Here is a 20,603-nt window from a genome sequence, read left to right on the forward strand (position 1 = left end):
CATTTTATAATCAGGTATTTTTAGTTTCCTTTAGTATAAAAATATGGTTACACCTCATTCAAGCACTTTTGAGGACTAAAAATAACTTAAAATGACTTTGGAGCTCGTAATGAAAAAATTTGCTGCCTTACTTCTCGCATTAGCGCTGCTCGTACCAGCAATGGCACAAGCGAAAGATAAAGTACTCATGATGGCAACCACCACCAGTACTGATAATACCGGACTGCTTGATGAGCTCATGCCTGAATTCACTAAAGACACTGGCATCGACATTCGCTGGACCGCTATCGGTACCGGTAAAGCACTTGCAATGGGCCGCAACTGCGATGTTGATGTACTGCTCGTACATGCTCCAGGTGCAGAAAAGAAATTTGTTAAAGATGGTCACGGCATTGGTCGCACCCAGCTTATGTACAACGACTTTGTTATCGTCGGTCCTGACACAGACCCTGCGCACGTAAAAGGTTTGCCTGTAGAAAAGGCACTGAAAGCAATTGCAAAAGCAAAAGCTCCTTTCGCTTCACGCGGTGACAACTCCGGTACCAACAAAAAAGAAATTTCCCTCTGGAAAGCTGCAGGCATGGCAGTTCCTGATAAAGCAGACTGGTACATGCAGCTTGGTCAGGGTATGCTCAAGACTCTGAACGCAGCAGCTCAAAAAGGTGCCTACACAATGACTGACCGTGGTACTTGGATCAAGTACATGGACGTTAACAAAGGTAAGACACCATTGAACATCGTTGTAGAAGGCGATAAGGTACTCTTTAACCAGTACAGTGCTATTGCAATCAACCCTGCTGTTTGCCCTAAGGCAAAAGTAGAACTTGCTAATGAATTCATCGGTTGGATGGCTTCACCTAAAGCACAGAAAGCAATCGGCGACTTCCGTCTTCTCGGCAAACAGCTGTTTACTCCTAACGCAGGTAAATAGTTTGCTTTTGCACAAATAGGTTTTGCTGGGGTGGCTTTTGCCACCCCTTTTTTTGGGCAAGGAGATTACATGGGTTTCATATATGAAGGTCTGCTAAAGGCTTTTCAGCTTCTTTTCGACGGGAATCCGGAGACATGGTCTGCTGTATACATCACGCTCTGCGTATCATCTCTTTCTATTTTTCTAACAATCCTTCTTGGAGCACCGCTCGGCTTCGTACTTGGGTACTACCGATTTAAAGGACGTGAGACCCTGCGGATGTTTACCGACACTCTTCTATCCTTCCCAACAGTGGTCATCGGTCTGCTTGTCTACTCACTGGTATCACGCCAAGGCCCTTTCGGCGACTATGGTTTGCTCTTTACTCTCCCCGGCATTGCCATTGGTCAAGTTATGCTCGGTATGCCTATCGTTGTAGCTATGGTCGCAAACGCGGTGGAAAACGCCGAATCCGGCATGAAAGAAACATTGCTAACCCTCGGGGCAGATAAATTTCAGGTACTACGGGCAACGCTATGGGAAACCCGCTACCACCTCATGCTTGCCGGAGTTGCGGCCTATGGGCGCATAGTCTCTGAAATAGGTATTTCCATGATGGTAGGCGGAAACATCAAATGGCACACACGCACCATTACAACCGCCATTGCGCTGGAAACCGGCAAAGGCGAATTTGCAATGGGCATTGCCCTTGGCGTGGTGCTGCTTATTATCGCCTTTGGGGTGAACTTCAGTGTCGCAAAACTCAAACGACGCGCGGGGCAATAGTCATGTCGCTTTATCAACTTTCAAACATTGCTCAAATATATAGCGGCAGAACAGTCCTCACTATAGAATCCCTTACGCTGGAAGCAGGAACCATCACTGGTATAGTAGGCCCCAACGGCAGTGGTAAATCTACTCTTATGCGTATGCTTGCGTTTTTGGAATTACCACACACAGGTAACGTACTCTATAAAGGGGTTGATACTTCCATTATGGATACTAAGCTAAGACGCGAAGTGACACTGCTTACCCAGCAACCATACTTGCTGAAGAGAAGTGTTCAAGAAAATATTGAATACGGTTTACATGTTCGGGGCATCTCAAATATTTCCGGCCTTGCAGCTTCTGCACTGGAAGAAGTAGGACTTTCACCAGCCATCTTCCTTACCCGCAACTGGTTTGAACTTTCCGGCGGCGAAGCGCAACGAGTAGCCCTTGCAGCACGTCTTGTTATTCGTCCAAGTGTACTGCTGATGGATGAACCTACATCTTCTCTTGATGAAGAATCTGCTGAGCGCATCAGAAATGCAGCAGTACGCGCAAAAAATGAACATAAAACAAGTTTGATCATTGTTTCGCACGACAGAGAATGGCTACGCTCTGTATCGGATCGAACAGTACTTATTCGTAACGGGAAAATAGACGCTGTACATTCAGGATAGCAATACCGTTATCGCCTTTCCTGCTATACTCTCCCTATAGAATATCGTCACTTTACCGGATTAAAGAGACACTACTGTTATGTCCTTTTATACTATAAAGCATCACAAGACTTGTCGTCACTCCAGTTACCCGCTATAGTCGACACTGCATAACTTTGGGCAGTAACTTTTTCTTATCAGGTGATTAACATGGATGCTTTTACTTATAGTGCCCCAACTCAGGTAATTTTTGGTCAAGACGCGGTCGATCTCATTGGCTGGCATATTGTGAAAGAAGCGTCTTCCGTTCTTCTTGTTATGGGAAACGGATCTGCCCGTAATAACGGTGCGTATGAAGCAACAACCCGTTCATTGCAGGAAGCAGGCGTGGAGTGGACCGAGTTTTGGGGAATTAAACCCAACCCTTCACTTGAGCAAATTGAAGCGGGAATAAATATTGCCCGTAAATCCAGCGTAGGGGCAGTACTAGGCGTCGGCGGCGGCAGTGTTATTGACGCTGCAAAAGCCATCGCTGCTGGTTTCTACCTTGATGACTACTGGGAACGGGTTGAATCCCGCAAAGCAGTTGAGCGTTCTTTACCTGTATACACTGTTGTTACGTTGTCCGGTACTGGCTCTGAGATGAATGGTAAAGCTGTCATCACCAACGAGCAATTGCAAAAAAAATGGAGTCTTGGCGGTCACTGCATGATTCCGAAGGTAACTGCGATAGATCCCCTCTACCAAGTGCAGGCTCCATGGAAAATCACCGCAGGTAGCGGTATTGATGCAATGACTCACATTATGGAAAACTATTTCCGCGGACGCATTGCTGACAAACGCACCGGATATTTTAATGAGGAGACAACCCTGAACATTTGTGAAGGACTACTCATTTCTCTCATTAACTCTATGCATTCCCTGCAGCACGACCCTTCCAATTATGAAGCACGTGCCAACCTCGCATGGGCCTCCTGCTTAAGTCTTAACGGACTTACGGGATGCGGCTTATCCGGCGGAGACTGGACTTCTCATGCACTTGAGCATGCTCTTAGCGGACGATTTCCGCATATCCCGCATGGGGAAGGCCTTGCAGTTATCTTCCCTTCATGGATGCAGCAGGTTTGCGCAAAAGCTCCAGATATTTTTAATAGATTTGCAGCGACAGTGTGGGGACAGGCAACTATTCAAGATGGTATCGATGCCACACGTGCAGCATTCTCCACTTGGGGAGCACCATCACGTCTTTCCCACTGGGGCGTAACAGAAAAAGATGTCCCGCATCTTGTTGAAAATGCGTTCGCGTATCGTGACCTCGGGCGTATCGCACCACTCAGCAAAGAGGACGTTGCCGAAATTTTCATGCGCATATTATAAAAATTTATTGCAACAGATTTTATTAGTTACAAGTAAAGCCCGTTATCACATGCACGATGACGGGCTTTTTTAAGCCACAAAACCTCAGCGCTCTAAATTGACCGCGCCGGAGTACAAACCTTATCCAATCACAGAAGAAACAGCGATTTCTCGTAGGGTCTGATAATATTTCCGGAACATCTGTTCCTGCTCTATCGTTGGAAACTTGCTGGAACCACATACGCCGGACTGAAAGACCAACACGGTACCATCAACCAGCATATACCAGTTATAATAATATCCCGCGCTCCGGTCTCCTTTCCCCTTCGCCGAAAACATAACCCAAATCCCCTGAATATCTCCAAGCCGCTGAATACCTTGCGCCAAAATTTCCACGCCCCCGAACTGTTTTTTCAAGACTTCTGCAGAAACTCGACCCTGAAGTTCCTGCATAATACCTTCATCTGACCGCACACGCTTTGCCGGAACATACTGAATGGAGAAAAACGGAATGCCAGTTCCCAATGCACTCCGATACTCAAAAGAACGGTTAGCAGTGTCTGACCCGACCCGACCCCATGTTTTCGGAATAGAAACACGACAGGTTCTCCTTTTGCCACTGGCAACCCACTGGTAACGGGCGGTGGATACCAAGCCGTCATTAAATTCAAGTTCAGGATTCCGTATATACTTTTCGGTATGAAGCAACACAGTACGTGCCATTACGGTTGGAAGACCGGACTCTGAATATGTCTGGATTTTTTTCGCCAATGAACTACACGGCGTACATCCAGCAGACTGAGAATACGTTTTTTTACTGGATGTAAGCAGCACAGAGTCAAGCTTCTGAAAATCTACAACATCATTATACTGTCCGCGTATAGATGATACCGCATCATCAAGCAGGACAGCAAAAATCCCCGAGGCATTTTCGAACGTTTCAGACTGGGCAGGACATGTAGCGCAACACAGTTCCAGCCCCTGACTATGCTTCATGTAAAAAGTATATAGCTCCATATCTACACTACGTATTGCCGGAACTTGCTTCAAACAAACATCATCTGCAACAACTTGCACAGTCGCAGTGCAAAGTAAAAAAATAATCGCAACCATACAGTTGCTCATACGTCTCACAGCACTCCTCCATAGCGGTAGAACAATTATACCCACACAAGAAAACTATATTCACATATCACTATTCTCTTTAAAAAATAAGTAGTTATTTTACAGCAGACATGGAACACGGTGAGCAGACGGCAAGACTTACCATTTCGAAATACGCAAAGATTTCTACCGCCTCTTCACAGGTCAACCGTTAATGTATATAGAGTCTGTGGCGATGGCGCACTGCGTTCATCCACATATTCACCGGTACATAATGCCGGATAAAAGGGGCCGTCATGGTTAATATTCTTGATCTCTCATATGAAGAGCTTGAAGAGTTCCTCGTAGAACTCGGGGAAAAAAAGTTCCGCACCAAGCAAGTTTGGCAGTGGCTGTGGAACAAATACGTTCAATCTTTCGATGAGATGACCAACATCTCCAAAGCTGTTCGCGCTCGCCTGCACGAAGAAGCATACATCCGCTGGCCGGAAGTTGTTACCTCCCAGAAAAGCAAAGATGGCACGATCAAATTTCTCTTAAAACTACATGACGATGCTCTCGTGGAAACCGTGCTTATTCCCGGCTCAAAGGGAAGATACTCCCAGTGTCTTTCCTGTCAGGTAGGTTGCGCCATGGCGTGTACCTTCTGTTCCACCGGTACAATGGGTTTTAAACGCAACATGACCCAAAGTGAAATCCTCGGGCAGGTACTCGTTGCGCGCCATTACCTCAACGATGTAGCAGAACGTCCTATCCTGCGTAACATCGTGTTCATGGGCATGGGCGAACCTCTGCTGAATCTGGAGAATCTCCTCAAGTCTCTCAACACTATGCACAGCACTCTCGGCCTTGCATTTTCTCCGCGCCGCGTAACTGTTTCCACCTGTGGTATTCAGAAGGGGTTATACGAACTTGGCGAATCCGGCCTTGCGTTCCTCGCAGTATCTCTGCATGCTCCGAATCAGGACGTTCGCGCTAAAATTATGCCTAAGGCTGCACGCTGGAAACTTGATGATTTCATGACTGCCCTTAAGAACTATCCACTCAAAACACGAGAACGTATTACATACGAATACCTCCTGCTCGGCGGAGTGAACGATTCTGTGGAAGATGCACGCGAACTCGTTAAGCTTATCTCCCAAACCAAATCAAAACTTAACCTCATCGTCTACAATCCGTCTGAGGGCGACCCGTATAAAGCTCCTTCAGAAGAAGCTGTGCTCAAGTTCCAGAAAGTTCTCTGGGACAAAGGCGTTACAGCCATTATCCGGCAGTCAAAAGGCGCGGATATCAAAGCAGCATGCGGACAGCTTGTTGCCGATCAAAGCAAAAATGAAGCTGAATGTTAGAAACAACAAAGCCCAGAGCGAAACGCTCTGGGCTTTGTTGTTTTCATTATCCGTCAGATCTTGCTTCCGGCGGGCCTTCTTCGAGCAAACGCCGGCAGCCAATACTCTTGCTACAACTCAGCGAGGGTACAGTCATTACCACTAGCGAGTTGTTCATATAATTTTTCAACAATGACCACAGACTCAGAGTGTCCATGCATCGCGTACTCCATTACCCGCTCCGGATGGTATTGCGCAACGGCTGTGATCACATCTGAAATGTTCGTCGATGCAGCTGGACGTGCCAAAATATACATTGCTTCATCTGCTTCAATCTTTGCAACAAACCCTTTCTCCTCCAGCACGCAGAGTACATCTTCGACAAGAAGTTGTGAAACTTGGAGGTTCTCGCTCAGAGAGTTCACACTCACAGCGCCTTCATTTTTTCCATATGTTTTGGCAAGTGCAGTCATGACTGCAGTGGCAAGTATCGCTTTTTCATAACAACTCGTTTTGCCGGACAACATTTTATCTTCTTCCGTTGAACCGTATTGAATTGCATAACATATTTCCACACCAAACAGCACAATCAACCAGCTGATATAAATCCAGACAAGAAAAAGTGGGAGTTGTGCAAAACTGCCATAGATCACGTTGTAATTATTCACACCGACAAGATACGAAATATACACGCTTTCAACGCTCTTCCATAAAATTACGCCAACCAGTGCACCAGCAAGCGCACTTTTTGCCTGAACTTTCAGGTTAGGAATAAAAGCATACGCGAAAAAGAGCAGGAACCAGATCATAACGGTAGGCACTAATTTTAGAATTTGAAAATAAACATAGTTTATCGCATCAATGCTTAACAAATCTTGAAATATAGAATCATGCTGCATTGTTACACTAAGACTTACCGCAACACCAAGCAACACGGGAGCAACAAGAACAATAGAGAAAAAATCTGTAAACTTGCGCCACATGGTTCGGCCATACTTTACATTCCATATCGTATTAAATGCTGCCTCAATGTTCCCCATCAAAGAAATAACCGTAAAAAGCAATGTTGCAACACCGATCACTCCCAACGTGGTCACATCAGTGTTGTTCACATATTGTAGAAGGAAATCAACAGCCTTTTCATTTCCGGCAGAAGCATTTAGCAGAATAAACCGTAACGTTTCGCTATTCTGTACGCCCAGCCCCTTTGAAATAGAAAATACAACGGCAAGAAACGGCACAATAGATAGTATAGTCGTATAGGCCAGTGCGGTCGCCCGCAGCATACAATTGTCTAAAAAGAAACCACTAAAAACAACGGAAAGCCGCCTGCAAAAAAGTACTGCACGTCGCTGAACAAGCGGTAACTCTTTTACATCAACACGCCACATGCCCCGGGTCACAAACTGAATCAACGAAGAAATATGCCTCGTGCCTAAAGAACTACCCATAGTAAATCCTGCAAATAATTTTAGTTAACAAGGTTATCGTTACAAGAGTACATGCTGTAGCTTGACTCTACAAGGCTCTAAGAAGACAATATCCCGACACAAAAGAGTTTCTGATTATACTAGGAGTTCCACATGGAAGAATACATTGATGTCTGCCCACAACTCTCAGACGTTTTACGCGAGATGGACATAGCTTTTCTGGTTGCTGGTGAATATGGGATAACCGTCGAAGAAGCCAGTAAATTTATCGATCACGATCACTTCGTCTTTCTGGATGTCCGAACACACGAAGAAGCAAAAACGCTTGCGTTTTCATTTGCACAACATATTCCGTTAAATGAACTTCCAGACCGTCTGGCTGAAGTACCGCGTGATAAGTTCATCATAACCTTCTGTCTCTCCGGTTTCCGTGCCTCAATGGCTTACACATACTTACGAACCCAAGGATATGATGAAATAAAAGCCCTTAAAGGCCGTCTTGACCAACTAGCCGGCGCTATGACACCGGAGCGTTTTTACAAACTGCACTAGGTTACAAAAAAATCCGTCCGTCTTTAATAAAGACGGACGGATTTTTTGTAACTAAAATATTTCTCATTGCACTCGACTAAGACAGTTAAGCCGCAACTGTTTTTTTCAAATAAAACAGCAACTAGTTCTTCCACTCCAATGCGCGTTCTACTCTACGGGAAAGCACCGAACAACCAAGTGTGAGCACAAGATACATCATGGTAATAGTAATCCATATTTCAAATACCAGATAGGTGGATGCCATGAGTTCCAACCCTTGGAAGGTAAGCTCTTGAATAGAGATTACGGAAAGAATTGCTGAGTCTTTAATTGTTGAAATAAACTGCCCTGCCAATGGTGGAATAATTACTTTGAGCGCCTGTGGCAACACAACAAGCCTCAACTGATCAAAACGACTGAAGCCAAGTGATGCTGAGGCTTCCCATTGCCCACGTTGCACGCTATTCACACCGCCGCGCACAATTTCTGTGATATATGCACCTTCATATAAACCAAGAGTGATTACTCCGGTTACAAACTGCGTAAGCTGTGATGGCTTGTTGAATAAAATGGAGATGGCAGAGTATAACCATGATGGAAGATCCTGAACCATTGTATCCAAGGCAAAATAGCGGGTAAGCTGAGCAGACAAAAAGAAGTACGAGATAAAGATAAGCACGATGGGCGGCATATTTCGAACAACTTCCACATAGGTTCGGGAAATCATCCGAGCAAAACAGCTCTGGCTTACTCTGGCAAGCCCCATCACAACACCGACAACAGAGGCAAGGATCGTTGCCCAGATGCTCAGACGAATTGTGGTCAACAATCCTTCAAGCAAGAAGTTAGGCTCCCATGTTCCATTCGTATTTTTAAAAATAAATTGCGGAATGGTTGCCCATCTCCATTCATATTGCAGTTCATTCTCCAGCTTCCAGAAAAAATAGAGAATGCTACCGCCGATGAATGCCAACAGGATGTAGTCAAGAAGAACAGGTCTGTATCGTTTATGCTGCATAAGAAAGTTGTGGCGGAACAAGTCCGCCACAGTGTTAAATATAATTTTTCAATTCAATATCAAACGTGATACCACCCTGACTATTTAAGCATGTTTTCCCACTGCTTACCTTCAAACCAGTAGTCTTTGCGTGCTTTAAGCCATCCGGAATCCTGCTTAATACGAATCCAGTTGTTAAGAACATTCAAGGTATCAGGATCACCTTTTCGCAATGCAAATGCGATAGGTTCCTTGGTAAAAGTACCTTTTACCGGCACAAAAAGCTTTTTCGGAAATTCATATGCCTTAAATGCAGGAAGTGGAGCACTGGCCAGCATCACGGTCGCCCTTCCCGTCATAAGTTCCTGCACACACTGCGTTTCTTTTTCAAAAAGTCGTACTGCCGCTTTAGGAAAATATTGCTTTGCTGCAGCAGCAGGTGTTGAACCAATGCGGGCAACAATGATTACACCTTCCTTGTTAACATCTTCCAAGGAGTGAATGTCGCCCCCCTTTTTGAGAGAAGCTAGAATGCCGATGCCGGTATAGTCGTAAGGAGCTGAGAAATTAACCTTAAGATTTCGCTGGGTAGTTACAGACATTCCACCGATAATTACATCAAATTTGTCTGCAAGTAGCGCAGGAATAATACCAGACCACGTAGTCGGTACAAATTCAATCTCAACACCGAGATCTTTTGCCAGCTCTGTCATTACGTCAATTTCGAACCCGATAAAATCGCCATTCTTATCTTTCATTGCCCAAGGAACAAATGTTGAGAAGCCAACACGCAGTTTGTTCCGTTCTATAACTTTTGAAATTACGCTTTCCTTACTCAACTCCGACATCAAATTCTGAGCAGAAGCAGGAATGCAAAATGCCACTACCAAAAGTAACGCAACTACAGCCTTCAGCACTGATTTTCCCACGTTAATTCTCCTCTTTTCATAGACTCTGCATTTAAAAATCGTACGAATATTTTTTCTCTAAAAAATGTACAACAAAAGACAAACTTACTGTAATCAATAAATAAATTAGAGCCACTATAAACCAAATTTCAAAAGTAAGATAGGTTTCTGAAATGATTGCCTGCCCCTGCATTGTCAAATCGTAAATTGCGATAACGGATACTAAGGCAGAATCTTTTACTAAAGATACAGCCTGACCAGTCAATGGGGGTAATGTAGCTCGAATAGCCTGCGGCAACACAACAAGCCTATATATATGAAAACGGCTCAACCCCACGCTTTCAGCAGCTTCCCACTGTCCTTTCGGAACAGAGCCAATACCTGCCCGAAAAATTTCTGCAATATACGCTCCCTCAAACAGGGCAAGAACAAGGACAGCAGAAAGAAAGCGTTCCATCTCCAAAACCGGAGCGATAACAAAATACATTATCAGAACCTGAAGCATGAGCGGAGTATTACGAATAAGCTCAACGTAAAGAAGAGCAATGTAGCGGGCAATTATCGACTTGGAATATCTTAAAAGCACTGCCGTTAAGCCAAACAGAAACGCCAGCACCATAGAATAACATGTTATTTCAAGAGTAATACCAAGGCCGGTAAGTAACGGTCCAAAATGGAATGTCCCGTCTGTAAAAGTAAAGATATAGCGAGGAACTCTATTCCACTGCCAGTTGTAACCGGAAGCCTCAGCTCCAGAGAAAATGCTCCAGAGAAAAACTGACATCACCGCAAGATACATAGCCAGATCAACAGCAAAGAAGCGAGTCTCAGGATGAATAAAGTGAAAAAATTTACGAAAGAAATGTTGCATAGTAAACGGTACTTGCTCCCAAAAAAATAACCCCAGCCCATTGGTACTAAAAAGAAAACACATTGAACAGGCAAAGAAAGAAGAACTTTATTTTGTACCAAATCTCTTCCGTCTTTGAAACGAGTACGAAAAATAATCAATAACGATTATACACGCATTACGGTCTACTCTAACTATCACTGATAGCTCATCCCCCTTGCAGTTTCTTGTCATTATAAGGATTGGGAATACAGCAGTGGAAAAGGAATGAGCAGGATGTTTTCATCAGCATGCCCGCTTAGGCTCGTCAGGGATTAAGAGCTGCCTGAGTATTTTTTTATGCGTTAAAAGGTACTTTTCGCATCAAACTATTTATAGCACCTGTTCCGTAATTTCACATACGTAATTTGATTTATCTTCGCTCACAAATTTCGAAAAGCTCTGTACCCCCCGGAATTAGAGTACTTTTCGCTACTCATCACTTTAGAAATAAAAGAGATAAACGGACAACATAGATTCTAGACTTTAACCTAAAAATAAAATAATCTTTTATATCATGGCATTAGGTTGACTTAAAAAAATAACAATCACTCATTTATACAACAGTAAATTTCTAACTACAGCAACAGTGCATTCCTACAGACTACTTTTTTGAATATACAATATAAAAACGTCTGTATTAAAGAACATGTATTTTATGTAGTAAAAAAACATTGTGAAAATAGTAAAAACAGAGAGTTTTTATTGTTAAAAATGTTTAACTTTCTACTGACCAGTACTAATCTTCCATTAAAATGAACGTATGAATATCTACTTCCAGAAAAATATAGAAAATCTGAATTTAAAAAACAACCTCTTTTCTTTATATAACCATAAGAAATAGAATACCTTTTTTATATAAAAAAATACTACCCATTCTTACACACATAAAATTGATCGTGCTCATTTTTACTTTTTTAAAATTATAGGAATATATTTAAACTACGATAGTATCTTTACATCATAAGAATTTTCGTCATAGACAAATTATAAAAGATAGCGCAACATACAGTTACTTTTTTTATAATTTTTCTTACTATAATTTATTTCAAAGATGCATACAGTTTCACACTGTACTTCCATTTTTAACCCTTATCTTTGATTACTGAATCAAACATTCTGCTTTTTACTGTCAGTTAATACCTTCATACAGTGTTAACCACGGTAAAAAAATTTCAAATGTTAGAATTATCCTTTGTCACATTGGTAAAGGATGGAATGTAGGTAATACTCACCAAAGTTACACTATATGCAACGTTCTGCCACACCTCCCCAGCTGTGCAGAACACAAAAAGCACGTCTGGAAACAGACATAATAGCTTTTTCATAAAAAGTAGGTGAGGACGTTCTAACTTAAGCACTTAACATGACATTACAAACTAATTACGGTGCAAATAAATTCCCCTTATTTTCCCCGTACTACGTTAATTGCCCATGCTTCCCCCAAGCTAAAAGCTTCGTAGATTAGATCGTAACATCTGTGCTTACAACCTTACAGGCTACATCAGGTAATGACACAAGCTGTTCCCCAAGCACCTCCTAGAGAGGAATTGTCGCACGACTTTTTCCCCGTCTTGCCTTCACTGGTCTTACGTTCGACCCGTGGGAACTACGACATTTATATCCGCAGTGACGATTCATTTGCATTGTATGCCAAAGCTGGAGACAGCTTCACCGAGCACCATGAAAGAATCCTGCTCAACAGCGGCCGAAAGAATGTATACATCAGGCATGACCAACGACCAGAATATTTTAACCACATTACATCACTTCTTGGCGAAACCCTGCTCGACGAAAAAATTCCCAGACCTGCAAGGGCGCAAATCTTCTATGAAACGTCTTTAGGTATCGTTGAAGAAATTTTTACTGAAGAACTTCCTCCACATATAGATAGAAGCCAGTTCGACAGGGTATTTGAATTTGTAACAAAGGGTGTAAGTTTCCTTACTCTGGAGAATTCCCTGCAGACCATGGGCTCGATTATCGCCCATGATTACCAGACGTACTCACACTCACTTCATGTTTTTGTATATTCTCAACTGATTTTACAAACATATTCGTTTGCCGAACGAGACATGGTGCAGTTTGGTCTGGGTGCTATTCTGCATGACATTGGCAAAAGGAAAATTCCTGAAACCATTCTCGGTAAACCTGGGAAACTCACAGATAGAGAGCGACTGTACATCAATACCCACCCTATCCATGGTGCCGGTGTATGCGCACGACTGCCTCTTTCTCAAGATGCACTCAACTGCATACTCTTTCATCACGAAAAACTTGATGGTTCAGGCTACCCATGTGGGCTCAAAGATGCGGACATCCCGCTTCCTGTCCGCGCTGTAACTATTGCAGATATCTATGATGCCATCCGTTCTTCAAGACCATATTCTGAAGGTACTGATGCATTCAGGACATTGCGAATTATGAAGGAAGAGATGTCAACGCAAATAGATATGAATGTGTTCAGACGGTTTATTGAAATATTAAGCGGACACGGCATTATTTAGTCGTCGACCAATAAAAATATAGTCTGCATTTCAGGCAGCCTCAGATACTCTTATTATGGCCGTACAATATCAATAAACACGGGTTCAGCCCAAAACGCCCTGTGCCATCTTAAAAAAAAAAGTGTTAGCCTCTTCCCTAACCCCTTTTGCGTTACTATACTTCAAGATGCGCTCACAATACTTTTGAACTGAATCCGGAGGATACTTGTAATGTGGGAATATACTGACAAAGTGCGCGAGCACTTCCTAAATCCTAGAAACGTAGGAGAAATGAAAGACGCAAGCGCTGTTGGTGAGGTGGGAAGCCTCGCATGTGGTGACGCGCTCAAACTCTTTCTTAAAATAGATGACAATGACCGTATCGTTGACGCCACATTCCAGACATTCGGATGCGCCAGCGCTATTGCATCGTCTTCTGCACTTACTGAATTACTGAAGGGCAGAACTCTCGACGAAGCAGCAGAAATTACCGATAAAGAAATCGCTGATTACCTCGGCGGTCTCCCAGAAGAAAAAATGCATTGCTCTGTTATGGGGCATGAAGCGTTAGATGTTGCGATAAAAACCTACCGCGGTGAACCTATTGAAGCAAAGGAACACGAAGGTAATATCGTTTGCCATTGCTTCGGTGTCACTGATGAGATGATTCTGCGCACTATCGAAGAAAACGGACTTACAACCGTTGAAGAAGTCACTCACTATACCAAAGCCGGTGGCGGTTGCGGTAACTGCATTGACGAAATCCAGCTCCTTCTTGACGAAGCTACTGGTAAAGTTGCCGCATGTGAGTTTCCGGACGACAGACCACACCCAAATCTTTCCAACATTGAACGTATGCAGCTTGTAATGAAAGTGCTTAACGAAGAGGTTCGCCCACGCCTCAAACAGGATGGTGGGGATGTTGAACTTATCGACATCGACGGACACTTCGTAAAAGTTGCACTTCGCGGAATGTGCACTAGCTGCCCATCAAGCAAGCTTACTCTCAAAAATGTTGTTGAAAAAGCATTACAAGAGCAAGTCGAACCTGAAATCAGCGTTGTAGAGGTATCAAAATGAACACAATTTATTTAGATAACAACGCAACCACCAAAATCGACCCCTTAGTACTTAAGGAAATGATGCCGTTTCTTACAGACTACTACGGCAACCCTTCCAGTATGCATAAGTTCGGTGGTCAGGTTAGTTCAGATATCGCCAAAGCACGTCATAACCTTGCGTCTCTCTTAAATGCACATCCGGATGAAATCATCTTTACCGCTGGCGGTACAGAAAGTGATAACACTGCAATCTACTCTGCTCTCGAAGCACAGCCGGAGAAGAAGCATCTTATCACCACCCGTGTTGAACATCCTGCGATTCTAAACGTCTGTCACCATCTGGAAGAACGCGGCTACGAAGTTACCTACCTCAATGTGGACGAAAAAGGTCAACTCGACCTTGAAGAACTTCGTGGAGCGCTGCGTCCGGATACCGCTCTTGTTACCATTATGTATGCTAACAGTGAAACCGGCGTTATTTTCCCAATGCATGAGATTGCTAAGATCGTAAAAGAACGCGGTATCATGCTGCACACAGATGCAGTGCAGGCTGTTGGTAAAATTACCATCGATCTTGAGAAGCTTCCCGTTGACTACCTATCCCTTTCCGGCCACAAAATTCATGGGCCTAAGGGTATCGGCGCTCTGTTTGTTCGCAAAGGCGTATCGTTCCGTCCTCATCTCCGTGGTGGGCATCAGGAACACGGACGCCGTGCTGGTACTGAAAACACTGCGGCTATCGTAGGCATAGGTAAAGCAGCAGAACTTGCACAGATCAACATGGAAATAGAGAATACCGGCGTTAAGCACATGCGCGATACTCTTGAGAAAGGTCTTCTTAAAACTATTCCGGACGCTATTATTAACGGTGACACAGAAAACAGGCTGCCTAACACCACCAACATTTCTTTCAAACATGTTGAAGGTGAAGCAATTCTGCTCATGATGGACGGCCACGGCATTGCGGCAAGCTCCGGCTCAGCATGCACATCTGGCAGTCTGGAACCTTCCCACGTGCTACGCGCAATGGGTGTGCCGTTTACATTCGCGCACGGCTCTATCCGCTTCTCACTTTCACGTTTTAACAGTGATGACGAGATCAAAGTAGTACTCAAAGAGCTTCCTCCTATCATCAAGCGGTTACGCGAAATTTCTCCGTACAAAAATGAGGAAAGTACCCCCCGTTCTTGTTCTTGTAAATAACAGGCCCTAAGATACAAGCTTCAGGGTCGGACAACACACGTGGTTAGTCCGACCCTTTTTTTTCATCTAATGAGGTAACTAGCATGAAGATCGCAAATTCTATGATCGACCTTGTCGGCAATACACCGCTTGTACGCATCAATCATATCGCTGAAGGAGTACAAGCCGAAGTTGTAGGAAAACTGGAATCAATGAACCCGTGCTTTTCTGTTAAAGATCGTATCGGTTTTAACATGGTTCAAGCAGCAATCAATTCAGGAAAGACAAATGAAAATACAGTCTTTGTTGAAGCTACAAGCGGCAATACTGGTATCGGTATTGCGTTTACCTGCGCTGTAAAAGGCTTTCCGCTTATTCTCACTATGCCCGAATCCATGAGTATGGAACGACGCTCTCTTCTTAAAGGTTTCGGTGCAAAACTTATCCTTACCCCTGCTGAAAAAGGCATGACAGGTGCCGTGGAAGAGGCGAATCGCATTACTCAAGAAAACCCGAATGCTATCCATCTCCAACAATTTGCTAACGAAGCAAATCCCGACATACACCGCAAAACAACTGCAAAAGAAATCCTCAAAGACACCGACGGGAACATTGATATTTTTATTGCAGGTGTCGGCACTGGCGGTACCATCACAGGTGTTGGTGAAGTCCTCAAAAAGCACAACCCAAACATCCAATGCATCGCTGTCGAACCGGATGCCTCACCGGTTCTTTCCGGCGGTACCCCCGGCCCTCATGCCATCCAAGGTATCGGGGCGGGATTCATACCGGAAGTGCTCAACACAAGCATCATTGATGATATCGTACGCGTAACCAATGAAGATGCCCTTGCTATGGCACGCCGTCTTATGAAAGAAGAAGGCATTATGTGCGGCATTTCTTCAGGCGCAAACGCATATGCAGCAATGCAGGTTGCAGCCCGACAGGAAAACAAAGGGAAACGTATTGTTTTCATCATCTGTGACACAGCAGAACGCTACCTTTCAACCCCGCTTTTTACAGAAGCTGACTAGCAAACTCGTAAGGGAGACCAAATGCAACGTAACTACGCCGAACTGGGGCAGCACAACATGAAAGAACTCGAAAAAGTAGTTGAAGAACTCTGCGCTCCAGAATCTTACGCTGCGGTATACCATCGTTCCAAACATGATGCACCAATGCCTTCAACAGAGGCATTGCATGAATTGGTAGAACGCCTCAAGGCTGCCCTCTTCCCCGGTTATTTCGGAGATAAAACAGTACGTCTTGAATCCATGCGTTTCCATCTGTCTGCCAACCTCGATTCTATCTACAGAATCCTTGAAGAACAGATTAAACGCGGCGGCTGCTTCATTTGCGCTGATTTTGCTGACGAATGCCAAAGTTGCGAAGAACACTCCCGCGTTACTGCAATGAAATTTCTTCAGTCTCTACCAACGCTTCGCCGACTCCTTGCCACAGACGTAAAAGCAGCGTTCGAAGGTGACCCTGCAGCAAAAACTCCGGGTGAAACTATCTTCTGCTACCCGTCTATGACTGCAATGATTCACCATCGAATTGCACACGAACTTTACAAACTTGAAGTGCCAATTATTCCCCGTATCATCAGCGAAATGGCACACTCCAACACCGGAATCGACATTCATCCGGGCGCACAGATCGACGAAGAATTCTTTATCGACCATGGTACGGGCGTTGTTATCGGCGAAACCTGCATCATTGGTAAAGGTTGTCGCATCTATCAGGGAGTAACTCTCGGTGCTTTATCTTTCCCTAAAGATGATGAAGGATTACTTGTTAAAGGCAATCTCCGCCACCCGATCCTTGAAGACAACGTAACTGTCTACGCAGGAGCAACAGTACTCGGACGCATTACTATCGGACACGATACAATGATCGGCGGTAACGTCTGGATTACACATGACGTGGAACCGAACTCCAAAGTGATTCAGTCACGCTCAACCAAGCCGAAAAAAGAAGAAAAACTTGTGGGAGAGAAGGCATAGAGCACTGGGGATGCTCTGTGACGACACAATAGATAACCTCAAAAAAAAGGGTGGAGTATTATTCCACCCTTTTTTTTATTCTTTTTTGTTTTTAAAATATTCAATAGTTTTCTGCAGTCCATCTTCAAGAGTTGTAACAGGAGACCACTTCAACTTTTCACGGGCAAGGCTGATATCCGGCATTCGCTGTTTCGGGTCATCATTCGGCAACGACGTAAACTCTAATCCGGAATTTGAATTAGTAAGTTTAACCACGGTTTCGGCTAACTCCCGAATGGTTATTTCATTTGGATTACCCAAATTTACAGGTCCGCCAAACGAATCTTCTGTCCTGTCCATGAGACAAATAATACCTTCCACCAGATCATCCACAAAGCAGAACGAACGAGTTTGTGTTCCATCTCCATAAATAGTGACAGGCTCCTCTTTAAGAGCCTGAACAATAAAATTAGACACTACACGACCATCATGAGGATGCATACGAGGGCCATACGTATTAAAGAGCCGAGCGACCTTAATACGAACCTTATGCTGGCGCTGGTAATCAAAAAAAAGAGTTTCTGCACAGCGCTTGCCTTCGTCATAGCAGGAACGTACTCCCCGAGGGTTTACCTTGCCCCAATAGTCCTCTGTTTGCGGGTGGACTTCAGGATCACCATAGACTTCAGAAGTAGAAGCCTGAAATATTTTCGCCCCGGTGCGCTTTGCAAGTCCCAGCATATTAATAGAACCATGCACACTTGTTTTCACTGTCTGGACAGGGTCATATTGATAATGCACGGGCGATGCCGGACACGCTAAATTATAAATTTCATCCACTTCTACATAAAGGGGAAATGTTATGTCATGCCGAAGTAATTCGAAATACGGATCCTTGAGCAGGTGGACGATATTCTCCTTTGTTCCTGTGAAAAAGTTATCCACACACACGACTTCGCATTGTTTTTCCAACAACCGCTTACATAAATGTGCTCCTAGGAACCCTGCACCACCTGTTACCAGCACCCGCTTTCTCGGTGTAAAAGTCATGCGCACCCCTTCCCTAAAACATACTGATTTTAAAATATGATTTCAGCTAGGTAGCGTAATAACTCTCACCGTTTTATTCTTTGATAATTTGCATCTTTTATACGCACAAAAAAAAGAGGACAGAGCAAATGCTCTATCCTCTTTCTATAATCGTATTGCCCATCACACCAATCTGACAAAAGGTATTGGGCTCAGCAAGTCGCAAGTCCGGCCCTATGATAGGCTGGCCTCGCTAATAAAAGTTTTCAAGAGGGATCAGGGGAAAAGCCTTTTCCTAAAAATTCCAGCCCAGCCGCCGAAGCCCCATAAAAAACATAAGGGTCTACAGTTTTTCTACCAACGCATCCACGAGTGCAGGTATGGTGTAATCTTCCGGTTCGATATCCGGAGTAAATCCGAACCGCTCAAGTGTTTTTGTGGTAATCGGGCCAATAGAAGCAAGCTTCACATGACTCCGGTGTTCTTTGATAAGGTCAGGAGACACAAGGTCAAAGAAATTTTCCACAGTAGAAGAAGAGCCGAACGTCACGCAGGAAAGTTCACCATTTTTGAGGAGCTCAAGCACTTCTTCGCGTTGTTCTTCTGCTGGTCTGGTTTCGTATACTGGAAGGATATCTACCTGTGCACCGGCCTTACGGAGTTCTTCCGGAAGAACTTCACGAGCAACTTTCGCGCGTGGAAGCAGAACCTTGCTACCGTCCATACCACGCTCAAGAAGACCTTTTACAACGCCTTCAGCAACATATTTTTCTGGAATGAAATCAGGCTCTATGCCTTTTTCACGTAGAATATCTGCTGTTGCCGGACCAATTGCAGCAATCTTGCTGGCACCGAGAGCACGGGTATCAAGTCCCAGCACTGCAAGCTGGTTCCAGAAATGCTTTACACCGTTAACGGAAGTGAAGATAACCCACTCGTACTCATTAAGAGATTTAATTGCTGCGTGCACTTCGCTGTAGTCTGCAAGCGGGTCAATTTTGATAGTCGGGAACTGGATTACGTTAGCGCCAAGCTTAGTAAGGGATTTTGCCATACCGCTTGCCTGCTCACGAGCACGGGTTACAACTACGCCTTTACCACGCAATGGTAGCTGTTCGAACCAGTTAAGTTCATCACGAAGCTTAACGACGTTACCGACAACAATAAGGGAAGGAGAGGTAAAGCCTTGCTTTACGCCTTCCTCTGGAAGTGTTCCGATAGTTGCAGCCATGGAACGGTGTTTCGCTGTTGTACCCCAGTGCACAAGTGCTGCCGGAGTTTCAGGGTCCATACCGTTTTCGATAAGCTGCTTAGAAATATGCGGCAGGTTCTTCATGCCCATAAAGAACACGAGAGTAGATGTGCCGGTAGCAAGAGCCTTCCAGTTATGGGAAGAGCCAGGCTTGTCTGGGTTTTCGTGACCAGTAATAAAGGACACGGAGGAAGCATAATCACGATGAGTCAATGGGATACCTGCATATGCAGGGCCCGCGATAGCAGAGGTAATACCCGGTACTTCTTCAAATGGTACGCCGGCGGCAAGCAGCTCCTGTGCTTCTTCACCACCACGACCGAACATGTATGGGTCGCCACCTTTAAGGCGAGCAACAGACTTACCCTCTTTCGCTTTATCAACGATAAGCTGGTTGATACCTTCCTGACTCAATGTGTGGTCGCCGCCCTTTTTGCCTACATAAATAATTTCGGCATCAGGCTTTGCGTAAGAAAGAAATTCAGCGTTCGCAAGATAGTCGTATACAATAACGTCTGCGGTACTCAGAATATCACGGCCTTTAATTGTCAGCAGGCCGGGATCGCCCGGACCAGCACCGATAAGGTAAACTTTCATCATTCCTCCGGTAATAATCAGGAACCGGAGTTTCCTCCGGTTCCCTGATAATAACTTTCTCTTACTTGATGGAACAGCACAGCTGTTTGCCTCCGGCGGCTCGCCAAGAGGCAAGGGGGGATTATATCCCCAGC

General features: G+C 44.4%; 18 protein-coding genes. 11 read left to right on the top strand and 7 right to left on the bottom strand.

The features are described from left to right. Positions 1–109 precede the first annotated feature (109 nt). The 4 genes from F461_RS0104340 to F461_RS0104355 all read left to right on the top strand — a co-directional run bounded on the left by F461_RS0104340 (position 110) and on the right by F461_RS0104355 (position 3,711). Positions 110–931, top strand: coding sequence for an ABC transporter substrate-binding protein (locus F461_RS0104340; RefSeq protein WP_019999933.1), 822 nt, complete (start codon positions 110–112; stop codon positions 929–931). 69 nt (positions 932–1,000) lie between these two features. Next, positions 1,001–1,696: an ABC transporter permease gene (locus F461_RS0104345; protein ID WP_019999934.1), complete on the top strand. Its 696-nt coding sequence runs from the start codon at positions 1,001–1,003 to the stop codon at positions 1,694–1,696. Positions 1,697–1,698: 2 nt separating this feature from the next. Continuing rightward, complete coding sequence (locus F461_RS0104350; protein WP_019999935.1) at positions 1,699–2,355, top strand: ABC transporter ATP-binding protein; 657 nt, start codon at positions 1,699–1,701, stop codon at positions 2,353–2,355. A gap of 189 nt (positions 2,356–2,544) precedes the next feature. Next, the gene (locus F461_RS0104355) at positions 2,545–3,711 is read left to right on the top strand and encodes an iron-containing alcohol dehydrogenase (protein ID WP_019999936.1); all 1,167 of its coding nucleotides are present in this window, start codon (positions 2,545–2,547) and stop codon (positions 3,709–3,711) included. 120 nt (positions 3,712–3,831) lie between these two features. Here F461_RS0104355 and F461_RS0104360 read toward each other — a convergent pair whose 3' ends face one another. Beyond that, on the bottom strand, positions 3,832–4,824 hold the full coding sequence (locus tag F461_RS0104360; protein ID WP_143154802.1) for a hypothetical protein: 993 nt from the start codon (positions 4,822–4,824) through the stop codon (positions 3,832–3,834). 266 nt (positions 4,825–5,090) lie between these two features. Between F461_RS0104360 and rlmN the strand changes: the two genes are divergently transcribed. Then, positions 5,091–6,143, top strand: a complete 1,053-nt coding sequence (gene rlmN, locus F461_RS0104365) for a dual-specificity RNA methyltransferase RlmN (RefSeq protein ID WP_019999938.1) — start codon at positions 5,091–5,093, stop codon at positions 6,141–6,143. Between the two features lie 110 nt (positions 6,144–6,253). On the opposite strand, the gene F461_RS17060 is transcribed toward rlmN, so the two are convergent. Further along, positions 6,254–7,573 (bottom strand): YhjD/YihY/BrkB family envelope integrity protein, encoded by a 1,320-nt coding sequence (locus F461_RS17060; protein WP_019999939.1) that lies wholly within the window; start codon positions 7,571–7,573, stop codon positions 6,254–6,256. A 132-nt stretch (positions 7,574–7,705) separates the two neighbouring features. On the opposite strand from F461_RS17060, the gene F461_RS0104375 reads away from it, so the two are divergent. After that, complete coding sequence (locus F461_RS0104375) at positions 7,706–8,104, top strand: rhodanese-like domain-containing protein (RefSeq protein WP_019999940.1); 399 nt, start codon at positions 7,706–7,708, stop codon at positions 8,102–8,104. Between the two features lie 121 nt (positions 8,105–8,225). On the opposite strand, the gene F461_RS0104380 is transcribed toward F461_RS0104375, so the two are convergent. The 3 genes from F461_RS0104380 to F461_RS0104390 form a co-directional block, all read right to left on the bottom strand. Beyond that, positions 8,226–9,101: an amino acid ABC transporter permease gene (locus tag F461_RS0104380; RefSeq protein ID WP_019999941.1), complete on the bottom strand. Its 876-nt coding sequence runs from the start codon at positions 9,099–9,101 to the stop codon at positions 8,226–8,228. Between the two features lie 80 nt (positions 9,102–9,181). Next, a complete protein-coding gene (locus F461_RS0104385) occupies positions 9,182–10,009 on the bottom strand; it encodes a transporter substrate-binding domain-containing protein (protein ID WP_019999942.1) in 828 nt (275 codons plus the stop codon). Between the two features lie 31 nt (positions 10,010–10,040). Continuing rightward, the gene (locus tag F461_RS0104390) at positions 10,041–10,859 is read right to left on the bottom strand and encodes an amino acid ABC transporter permease (protein ID WP_019999943.1); all 819 of its coding nucleotides are present in this window, start codon (positions 10,857–10,859) and stop codon (positions 10,041–10,043) included. Positions 10,860–12,388: 1,529 nt separating this feature from the next. On the opposite strand from F461_RS0104390, the gene F461_RS0104395 reads away from it, so the two are divergent. From F461_RS0104395 to epsC, 5 genes are all read left to right on the top strand, one after another. Next, positions 12,389–13,384: an HD-GYP domain-containing protein gene (locus F461_RS0104395; protein ID WP_034603685.1), complete on the top strand. Its 996-nt coding sequence runs from the start codon at positions 12,389–12,391 to the stop codon at positions 13,382–13,384. 210 nt (positions 13,385–13,594) lie between these two features. After that, positions 13,595–14,443 carry a Fe-S cluster assembly protein NifU gene (nifU, locus tag F461_RS0104400; RefSeq protein ID WP_019999945.1) on the top strand — a complete coding sequence of 283 codons (849 nt, stop codon included), beginning with the start codon at positions 13,595–13,597 and terminating at the stop codon, positions 14,441–14,443. Further along, on the top strand, positions 14,440–15,627 hold the full coding sequence (gene nifS / locus F461_RS0104405; RefSeq protein WP_019999946.1) for a cysteine desulfurase NifS: 1,188 nt from the start codon (positions 14,440–14,442) through the stop codon (positions 15,625–15,627). The genes nifU and nifS overlap by 4 nt, the downstream gene beginning before the upstream one ends. An 83-nt stretch (positions 15,628–15,710) precedes the next feature. Beyond that, the gene (gene cysK / locus F461_RS0104410) at positions 15,711–16,640 is read left to right on the top strand and encodes a cysteine synthase A (protein WP_019999947.1); all 930 of its coding nucleotides are present in this window, start codon (positions 15,711–15,713) and stop codon (positions 16,638–16,640) included. Positions 16,641–16,661: 21 nt separating this feature from the next. Further along, positions 16,662–17,612, top strand: coding sequence for a serine O-acetyltransferase EpsC (gene epsC / locus F461_RS0104415; RefSeq protein WP_019999948.1), 951 nt, complete (start codon positions 16,662–16,664; stop codon positions 17,610–17,612). A 75-nt stretch (positions 17,613–17,687) separates the two neighbouring features. On the opposite strand, the gene F461_RS0104420 is transcribed toward epsC, so the two are convergent. Continuing rightward, entirely contained in the window at positions 17,688–18,641 is a 954-nt protein-coding gene (locus F461_RS0104420; protein WP_019999949.1) for a UDP-glucuronic acid decarboxylase family protein, read from the bottom strand. A gap of 322 nt (positions 18,642–18,963) precedes the next feature. Next, positions 18,964–20,469 carry a uroporphyrinogen-III C-methyltransferase gene (gene cobA / locus F461_RS0104425; RefSeq protein ID WP_026364611.1) on the bottom strand — a complete coding sequence of 502 codons (1,506 nt, stop codon included), beginning with the start codon at positions 20,467–20,469 and terminating at the stop codon, positions 18,964–18,966. Positions 20,470–20,603: the final 134 nt, after the last annotated feature.

It is taken from the genome of Halodesulfovibrio aestuarii DSM 17919 = ATCC 29578 (assembly GCF_000384815.1).
GTDB classification, from domain to species: domain Bacteria; phylum Desulfobacterota; class Desulfovibrionia; order Desulfovibrionales; family Desulfovibrionaceae; genus Halodesulfovibrio; species Halodesulfovibrio aestuarii.